6 protein-coding genes are annotated in these 8415 nt (G+C 71.5%); 3 read left to right on the top strand and 3 right to left on the bottom strand.

All coding sequences use genetic code 11. From position 1 onward, the window contains the following. Positions 1-112 precede the first annotated feature (112 nt). Positions 113-574 (bottom strand): DUF6542 domain-containing protein, encoded by a 462-nt coding sequence (locus tag AB0G79_RS29480; RefSeq protein ID WP_360811758.1) that lies wholly within the window; start codon positions 572-574, stop codon positions 113-115. Between the two features lie 413 nt (positions 575-987). Here AB0G79_RS29480 and ychF point away from each other — a divergent pair, with 413 nt between their 5' ends. Beyond that, complete coding sequence (gene ychF / locus AB0G79_RS29475) at positions 988-2076, top strand: redox-regulated ATPase YchF (protein WP_360811746.1); 1089 nt, start codon at positions 988-990, stop codon at positions 2074-2076. 358 nt (positions 2077-2434) lie between these two features. On the opposite strand, the gene AB0G79_RS29470 is transcribed toward ychF, so the two are convergent. Continuing rightward, positions 2435-3568: a threonine synthase gene (locus AB0G79_RS29470; RefSeq protein WP_360811744.1), complete on the bottom strand. Its 1134-nt coding sequence runs from the start codon at positions 3566-3568 to the stop codon at positions 2435-2437. A gap of 212 nt (positions 3569-3780) precedes the next feature. On the opposite strand from AB0G79_RS29470, the gene AB0G79_RS29465 reads away from it, so the two are divergent. Both AB0G79_RS29465 and AB0G79_RS29460 read left to right on the top strand, forming a co-directional pair. Continuing rightward, entirely contained in the window at positions 3781-5358 is a 1578-nt protein-coding gene (locus AB0G79_RS29465; RefSeq protein ID WP_360811742.1) for a S8 family peptidase, read from the top strand. 144 nt (positions 5359-5502) lie between these two features. Further along, positions 5503-6687: a DUF4190 domain-containing protein gene (locus AB0G79_RS29460; protein ID WP_360811740.1), complete on the top strand. Its 1185-nt coding sequence runs from the start codon at positions 5503-5505 to the stop codon at positions 6685-6687. Positions 6688-6906: 219 nt separating this feature from the next. Here the strand turns inward: AB0G79_RS29460 and AB0G79_RS29455 are convergent, their stop codons facing one another. Continuing rightward, a complete protein-coding gene (locus tag AB0G79_RS29455; RefSeq protein WP_360811738.1) occupies positions 6907-8238 on the bottom strand; it encodes a glycoside hydrolase family 18 protein in 1332 nt (443 codons plus the stop codon). Between the last annotated feature and the right edge of the window lie 177 nt (positions 8239-8415).

The raw sequence follows: 8415 nt of genomic DNA, 5'->3' as shown, positions 1-8415 counted from the left end.
CCTCTTCCCCTACCCGCCGCTCTTCCTTTCTGCGGCGGCGCGGAGCGGAGCCCCGGGCGGTGGACCGCCGGGCCGGCCCGGGCCTGCCCGGCGGACCAGGGTCCAACACCCCCTAGGGCCGGCGCTTCTGGGCCGCGGCCGGCGGCCGCCTCCGCTGCTGCCCCATGTCCGCCACCTTCCGTACGCAGGTGATGAGCCCGGCGACGAGGGTGCCGCCGTACAGCCAGCCGGCGTGGACGGCGAGCGCCGTGACGACGGCCATGGCCTGGCCGCCGAGTCCCCCCGTACCGCCGGCGATGGGGACGACGCCGACGGCGAAGGCGATGGGTACGGCGATGGGGGCCGTGACCAGGTCGGCGGTACGGACCCAGAGGGCGGTGAGCGCGCTGACGGGCAGGAACAGCAGCCCGAAGGCGAGCGGCGAGCCGTCCAGGATCAGCCGGTCGAGGAAGCCGATCAACAGCATCGCGACGGAGGCGAAGAGCCCGGCGCCGAGCCCGGTCAGGCGCGGCGAGGGCAGCCGGCGGAGGGCGAGCGCGACGGGCGGTACGGACCGGGCGGCGGCGCCGCTCACCGCGGCCCGGCCGGAGCCGCCGGCCGCCGGCCCGGCGGCGACGGGCTCGAACCGGCCGGCGCCGACGGGCCGGGAGTCCGGACCGCCCCGCAGGCCTCGGGCGCGGTAGACGGCCGCGCCGCCCTCCAGAATCACGCCCTCCACCCGGGCACCCTGGGCGTCGGCGGGTGCCGCGGGCGCCTTCGGGGGCGCGGAAACGGGGTTCCGGGGCCGTCGGCGGCCGGTCGGCTGACTAGTCCTGTGCTGCTCCACACCACCAACGTAGGTCGGGGAGGGCCGGGAACCGGGTCCGGGACACGCCCTTTGGATGACCTTGACCGGAAGTCCGGCGGACGGCCGCCGTCACCGCCCACCGCGACCCGCCCGTAAACTGGGGGATCGGCCCACCATCCACACTTCAGGAAGTCGCCACCGTGTCGCTCACGATCGGAATCGTCGGTCTGCCGAATGTCGGCAAGTCGACCCTGTTCAACGCCCTGACCAAGAACGACGTGCTGGCGGCCAACTACCCGTTCGCCACGATCGAGCCCAACGTCGGCGTCGTCGGCGTCCCCGACGCCCGCCTGGACAAGCTCGCGGAGATCTTCGGCTCGCAGCGCATCCTCCCGGCGACCGTCGACTTCGTCGACATCGCCGGCATCGTGCGCGGTGCGAGCGAGGGCGAGGGCCTCGGCAACAAGTTCCTCGCGAACATCCGCGAGTCGGACGCGATCTGCCAGGTCATCCGCGCCTTCAAGGACGAGAACGTCGTCCACGTCGACGGCAAGGTCTCGCCGAAGGACGACATCGAGACGATCAACACGGAGCTGATCCTCGCGGACCTCCAGACGATCGAGAAGGTCCTCCCGCGCCTCCAGAAGGAGATGCGGATCAAGAAGGACACGGCGCCGAAGGTCGCCGCGGTCGAGGCCGCCCAGGCGATCCTGGAGAAGGGCGACACCCTCTTCTCCCAGGGCATCGTCCAGGGCTCGGAGAAGGCGGAGCTCCTCCACGACCTCCACCTCCTCACCACGAAGCCCTTCCTCTACGTCTTCAACGTCGACGAGGACGAGCTGACGGACGACGCCTTCAAGGCCGAGCAGAGCGCCCTGGTCGCCCCGGCCGAGGCCATCTTCCTGAACGCCAAGCTGGAGCAGGACCTCGCCGAGCTGGACGACGCGGATGCCATGGAGCTCCTCGAGTCCGTCGGCGCCGAGGAGCCCGGCCTCGCCACCCTCGCCCGCGTCGGCTTCGCCACCCTCGGCCTCCAGACCTACCTGACGGCCGGCCCGAAGGAATCCCGCGCCTGGACGATCAAGCAGGGCGCGACGGCCCCCGAGGCTGCCGGTGTCATCCACACCGACTTCCAGAAGGGCTTCATCAAGGCCGAGGTCATCTCATTCGCCGACCTGGTCGAAACCGGCTCCGTCGCCGAGGCCCGCGCCGCCGGCAAGGCCCGCATGGAGGGCAAGGAGTACGTCATGCAGGACGGCGACGTGGTGGAGTTCCGCTTCAACGTGTAGTCCCGTACGCGCACCAGAAGGGGCCGGGCTCTGTCGAGTCCGGCCCCTTCGCCGTCACCGGGTCCCGGGGCAGGGGTGGAGACGCGAGGGAGCGGGCGAGGTCGTGCCATGTCCAGGAGCGGTCAAGGCCAGCGCTTGATCCACGGCGATGTCGCCGCCCGACACGCACCCTCCTTCTTCCGCCCGGTCGATCCGCCGGGAGAACGAGACATGGGCCGGCTGTTCGGCGGTTCATCTTCGTCGGCGTGAACTCTGCCGAACGACCGATCAGCCAGGCTCACGCATCTGTGGAACCTTCCCGTGAGGAGCCGAGATGCCGCTCGAAGCCTTCGCCTTTCTGGCCTCCGCTGTCGCGGGCTCAGCGCGCCAGGCCCGTCTTCGCCCCCGCGCCGCACAGCGGGACCACCGTCAGGCCCGGGCGGGGTGGGGTTGACCGGACGGCCGCCCAGCAGGCTGCCGCCGTGGGTTCGACGAAGAGGCCGCGGTGGGCCAGGTCCTTTTGGGCGGTGCGGAGTTGGTCGTCGCTGACCGTTTCGAAGGTGCCGCCCGCGGCCCGTACCGCTTCAAGGATCTGGTGGGCCCTGGGCGGGGCGGTGATCGCGATTCCCTCGGCGAGGGTGGGGTGCGGAACGGCTGGTTCCGTGAGGTCGTCCGCGCCCGCGTGGAAGGCCTGGGACAAGGGGGAGACGGGCTCTGCCTGGACCGCCACCAGGGTGGGGCGGGAGTCGGCGAGGCCCTGGGCGTGGAGTTCGGCCAGGGCCAGGGCCGCGCCGAGGAGGAGGGTGCCGTTGCCCACCGGGACCACGATCGTGTCCGGCAGCCGGCCGCCCAGGTCCTCCCAGAGTTCGTAGACGTAGGTCTTCGTCCCCTGGAGGAAGTACGGGTTGTGGACGTGCGAGGCGTAGAAGGTGCGCGGGGCGTTCGCCGCCTCTCGGGCGGCGCTCGCTGTGTCCTCGCGGTCGCCCTCCACCTCGACCACCCGTGCTCCGTGCGCCCGGATCTGGTCCAGCTTCTTCGGGCTCGTGCCCTCGGGGACGTACACCGTCGTGGGCAGGCCCGCCCTCGCTCCGTACGCCGCCACCGCCGTGCCCGCGTTGCCGCTGCTGTCCGCCACCATCCGGTCCACCAGGCCCAGGCGCGCCAGGCGCAGGGCGTGGGCGGCGAGCATCACCGCGCCTCGGTCCTTGAAGGAGAGGGTCGGCATCAGGAAGTCGAGTTTGGCCGCGACGGAGTCGGTGAGGGGGACGAGGGGGGTGCGGCCCTCGCCGAGGGTGACCGCGGGGGCGCACGGCATCGGGGGGAGTGCTTCCGCGTAGCGCCAGAGGGAGTTCGTGCGGGGCGCCAGTGCGGGGAGTTGCGGGAGGGGGCGGTGGGGTTCCGCGGTCTCCAGGTCCCACGGGCCGCCGCACTTCGGGCAACACCAGGTCAGCGCGGTCGTGGGGGTGTGGACGTCGCAGTTCCGGCAGGTGTAGGTCTCCGTGGGTGCGCTCATGGGGTCAGCGTGTCAGCTGTGTGTCGTCCGCGTGTCCCGTTCGTCGTGCCCCTTGTGGGATTCCTATGGATCCGTCAATCTTTCGGTCGGCAGGCGGACTTGAAGAAACCGTTACTTGTCATGGGCATGCCTTTGCGTGGTGCCTGTGCGTGACGTCGGCTCGGCTGCCGTACCCCCACAGCAACGCACCACCAATGAGGAGGACCCCTCACATGTCAGTGATGCGTGATCCACAGCACCGCAGCCGGCTCGTGACGGCCGCCGCCGTCGCCGTCGTCGCCCTCGCCCTCGGCACCGCCTCCACCCTCCCCGCCGCCGCCTCTCCGGCCGCGGCCGAGGGCGTCATCGAGAACGCCGGGGCCGAAGGCACCATCCCCGGCAGCTACATCGTCACCCTCGACGAGTCCGCCCAGGCGGAGACGGCCAAGGGGCGGGCGGTCGCCGCCAAGTTCGGTGCGAAGATCGAGCGGACGTACACGTCGGCGCTCAACGGCTACGCCGTCGAACTCTCCGAGGCGCAGGCGAAGAAGCTCGCGGCCGACCCCGCCGTGAAGTCCGTCGTGCAGAACCGCGTCTTCACCGTCGACACGACCCAGCCCTCCCCGCCGTCCTGGGGCCTCGACCGCATCGACCAGAAGGCGCTCCCGCTCAACCAGAGCTACACCTACCCGGACTCCGCGGGCCAGGGCGTCACCGCGTACATCATCGACACGGGCGTACGGATCTCGCACACCGACTTCGGCGGCCGCGCCTTCAACGGCTACGACGCCATCGACAACGACAACGTCGCCCAGGACGGCCACGGCCACGGCACGCACGTCGCCGGTACGGTCGGCGGCACCTCGTACGGCGTCGCGAAGAAGGCGAAGATCGTCGGCGTCCGCGTGCTCAACAACCAGGGCTCCGGCACGACGGCGCAGGTCGTCGCGGGCATCGACTGGGTCACGCGGAACGCCGTGAAGCCGGCCGTCGCCAACATGAGCCTCGGCGGTGGCGTCGACTCCGCGCTCGACACCGCCGTCAAGAACTCGATCGCCTCCGGCGTCACCTACGCCGTCGCCGCCGGCAACGACAACTCCAACGCCTCCAACTACTCCCCGGCGCGCGTCGCCGAGGCCATCACCGTCGGCTCCACCACCAACACCGACGCCCGGTCCAGCTTCTCCAACTACGGCTCGATCCTGGACATCTTCGCCCCCGGCTCCAACATCACCTCGTCGTGGGGCACGGGCGACACCGCCACCAACACCATCTCCGGTACGTCGATGGCGACCCCGCACGTCGCCGGCGCCGCCGCCCTCTACCTGGCCGACAACCCGACGGCCACCCCCGCGCAGGTGTCCACGGCCCTCGTGAACGCCGCCACCCCGAACGTCGTCACCAGCCCCGGCACGGGCTCCCCGAACCGGCTCCTGTACGTCGGCGGCGGCACCACCACCCCGCCCGGGCCGCGCTTCGAGAACACCGCCGACTTCGCCATCGCCGACAACACGACCGTCGAGTCCCCGGTCACCGTCAGCGGCGTCTCCGGCAACGCCCCCGCCACCCTCCAGGTCCCGGTCAACATCGTCCACACCTACATCGGTGACCTCCAGGTCCAGCTGATCGCCCCCGACGGCACCGCCTACACGCTGAAGGCGTACGGCACCGGCGGCAGCGCGGACAACATCAACACCACGTACTCCGTGAACGCCTCCTCCGAGGTCGCCAACGGCACGTGGAAGCTCCGCGTCTCCGACAACGCCGCCGCGGACGTCGGCAAGATCGACTCCTGGGCTCTCCAGTTCTGACCCGTCACGCCGAGTGCCGGCAAGGGGGCGGTCTCCTTCGGGGGGCCGCCCCTTCCGTACGATGTGCGACCGATCGTTTGTTCGTTTCGATCGTCAGTCGTCAGATGTCGTCAGCCGTCAGTCGCCCCTAGGAGCGTTCCCGCCGTGGAGCCGACCCCGCCGCAGCAGCCCCAGCAGCCCCAGCAGGGCGGCTGGCCCGCCCCGCAGGCCCCCGGCCCGTACACCTCGCCCGGGATGCCGTACGCCCCGGGCCCCTACGGCGTCCCTCCCCGGCGCACCACCAACGGGCTCGCCGTCGGGTCCTTCGTCACAGGCCTCGTCTGCTGCCTCCCGCCGCTCGGGCTGATCCTCGGCCTCTTCGCCCTCCCGCAGATCAAGAAGAAGGGGCAGGCGGGCAAGGGGCTCGCGATCACCGGCATCGTCCTCTCCGCCGTCAGCTGCCTGCTCGTCGCCCTCGGCTTCGCGACCGGAGCCTTCGGCGCGATCGCCGACGAGTTCGAGGAGGGCCTGGACGAGGCGGCGCGCACCAGGTCGACGTTCTCGCTGCGCACCGGGCAGTGCTTCGACGACAACGGCGGGCCGGGGGCCGACTACTCGACCGACGTCGAGGTCCTCGACTGTGACGAGCCGCACCGGGGCGAGGTCAGCGGCTCCTTCAGGATCACCGGGCACGACGGCTGGCCCGGCGAGAAGGCGATCTTCCAGCAGGCCGACGAGCGCTGCGACGAGATCGGCTTCGCCTACGCGATGGACTCGTGGGCCATCCCCGGCGAGCTGTGGATCTCCTACTACTACCCGACCGACGACAGCTGGCGGGACGGCGACCGGACCGTGACCTGCACGTTCGCCAGTGACAAGAAGCCCGTCACGGGTTCGGTGCGGGCCGACGAGACCACCCTGACCGCCGACCAGCTGGCCTTCCTCAAGGCGCTCAACCCGGTCGAGGAGGTCGGCTCCCGGGAGCCCGAGGAGGACCCGGACGAGGACTTCGAGGGGAACAGGGCCTGGTCCGCGGAGATGCTGACGGCGATCGACGGCGCCCGCGCGGGGCTCGACGCCCAGAGCTGGCCCGGCGCCTCCACCGGCCCCGTCGCGGCGCTCGGCAAGGAGCTCGACGAGGCCTCGACGGTGTGGAGGAAGCTCGCCTCGGCGGCCGACGCGGAGGCGTACTGGGAGGCCTACGACACGGCATGGGAAGCCCTGCCCGAGGACCTGGGCGCCGACGCGCGGACGGGCCTCGGCCTGACGGACACCCTGCCGGAGCGGGACGGCACCGGCGACGGCGCGAGCGGCGGAAGCGGTGGCAGTGGCGGGACCGGTTCCGTCTGAGCGGCCGGCCGGTCCGCTCGGACTGTGTGTACGGGAACGGGGCCGGGCCTCCTTCGGGAGACCCGGCCCCGTCGCGTGCGGACCGGGTGCGGTGGCCCGGCGTGACGACGGTCCGTGACCGACCGTCGTCACCCCGGGGCGCACCGCCGACGGGGGCCGGTCCGCGGCTCGGGGGCGGGAGGGCGGCCGGGTCCGGGTGACCCGGCCGCCGTCCGCCTCTCAGCGGCGGGTGAGGCCCCGGTCGATCGCCGTGATCAGCTCGCCGTCCACCGTGTCGGCGTCGAGCGACCAGACCATGGCGCCGCCCAGGCCCTGCCGGCGGACGTACTCCGCCTTGGTGCGCAGCACCGTCGGGTCGTCGTAGGTCCACAGGGTGGTGCCGTCGAACAGCCAGGCGTGGCCGTTCCGGTGGCCGCGGTGGAGCGTGTACGTCCCCGAGTCGGCGAGCTTCTTGAGGTGCTTGTAGTCCTCCGTGCCGGCCACCCAGGTCGCCGGGGCGGGGCCCGTCGCGGGCTGGCCGAGGCCGTCGCCGCCGCCCGTGACGCCGGTCCATCCCTGGCCGTAGAAGGGCATGCCGACCACGAGCTTGTGGGCGGGGGCGCCGCGCCGCAGCCAGGACTTCACGGTCCCCTCGACGCTCCAGTCGTTCTTCGCGAAGAGCGCGGACTGCTGGGCCGTGGTCGTCTCGCCGGAGACGTGGAAGTCGTAGCCCTGGAGGTTGACGAAGTCGAAGTCCCGCATGATGGCGGGGACTTCGAAGCCCGCGTCGATCTTGGCGGGCGCCGTCGGCACGTACGCGCTGAGGTCGAAGCGCTTGCGCTTCGGCAGCGAGCGGCCGTACGCGTCGAGCTGCGTGCGGAACTCCCGTACGAGCTTGGTGAAGTTGGGCTTGTCCTCGGGGCGGATCACGTTCCCCGGGTTGCCCTCCGAACCGGGCCACTCCCAGTCGAGGTCGATGCCGTCGAAGACCCCGGCGGCGGCCCCGGCGCCGCCGCGGACGCCGTCGGCGGGGAGGTTCCCCTTGAGGAAGAGGTCGATGCAGGAGGCGACGAGCGCCTTGCGTCCCGCGTCGGTGCGCACGGCGTCGGAGAAGTGGGCCGAGCCGGTCCAACCGCCCAGCGAGATCATGACTTTGAGGTTCGGGTGGAGCGTCTTGAGCTCGCGCAGCTGGTTGAAGTTCCCGGCGAGCGCCTGCTCGGCGGAGTCGGCGACGCCGTCCACGGAGTTGGCGGCGTCCACCGGACGCACGTAGTCGGCCCAGGTGTCGGGGGTGGCGCACCTGCCGTCCGAACTGACGACGCCGAAGGCGTAGTTGATGTGGGTGAGCTTGGCGGCCGTGCCGCTCGTCTCCAGATCCTGGACCTGGAAGTCGCGTCCGTAGATGCCCCATTGGGTGAAGTACCCAACGCGCTTGAGTGCGCCGGAGGGGGAGGAGGCGGTGCCGGGGTGGCGGTCGTGGGCGCTCGCGGTGGGGGTCAGGGTGGCGAGGAGGCCGAGGGTGGCCGCGGCTGCGGCGCCGATGGTCAGCTTCGTGATGGCTCTGGGGCGCATGGGCTCGTTCCTGTGGAAGCGGGAGGGAGCTTGCGGGGTGGAGCGGCGTACCGCACAGGAAAGTATTGGTCTGGACCAATGAGGTCAAGGGGTCGGGCGCCACTTACTGGTGGTGACCGGTGGTAGCAAGCCCCCCACCAGCCAGTCATCACTTCGAGTGAAACTCTGGCCCATGCT

This window comes from Streptomyces sp. NPDC020807 (genome assembly GCF_040641575.1).
GTDB lineage: Bacteria > Actinomycetota > Actinomycetes > Streptomycetales > Streptomycetaceae > Streptomyces.
This window is presented reverse-complemented; position numbering and strand designations above follow the sequence as displayed.

What these genes read in the sequence shown, in the direction of transcription:
- AB0G79_RS29465 (WP_360811742.1), top strand. Translation starts at nt 3,781, where the DNA reads ATGTCAGTGATGCGTGATCCACAGCACCGCAGCCGGCTCGTGACGGCC.
- AB0G79_RS29455 (WP_360811738.1), bottom strand. Translation starts at nt 8,238, where the DNA reads ATGCGCCCCAGAGCCATCACGAAGCTGACCATCGGCGCCGCAGCCGCG.
- AB0G79_RS29470 (WP_360811744.1), bottom strand. Translation starts at nt 3,568, where the DNA reads ATGAGCGCACCCACGGAGACCTACACCTGCCGGAACTGCGACGTCCAC.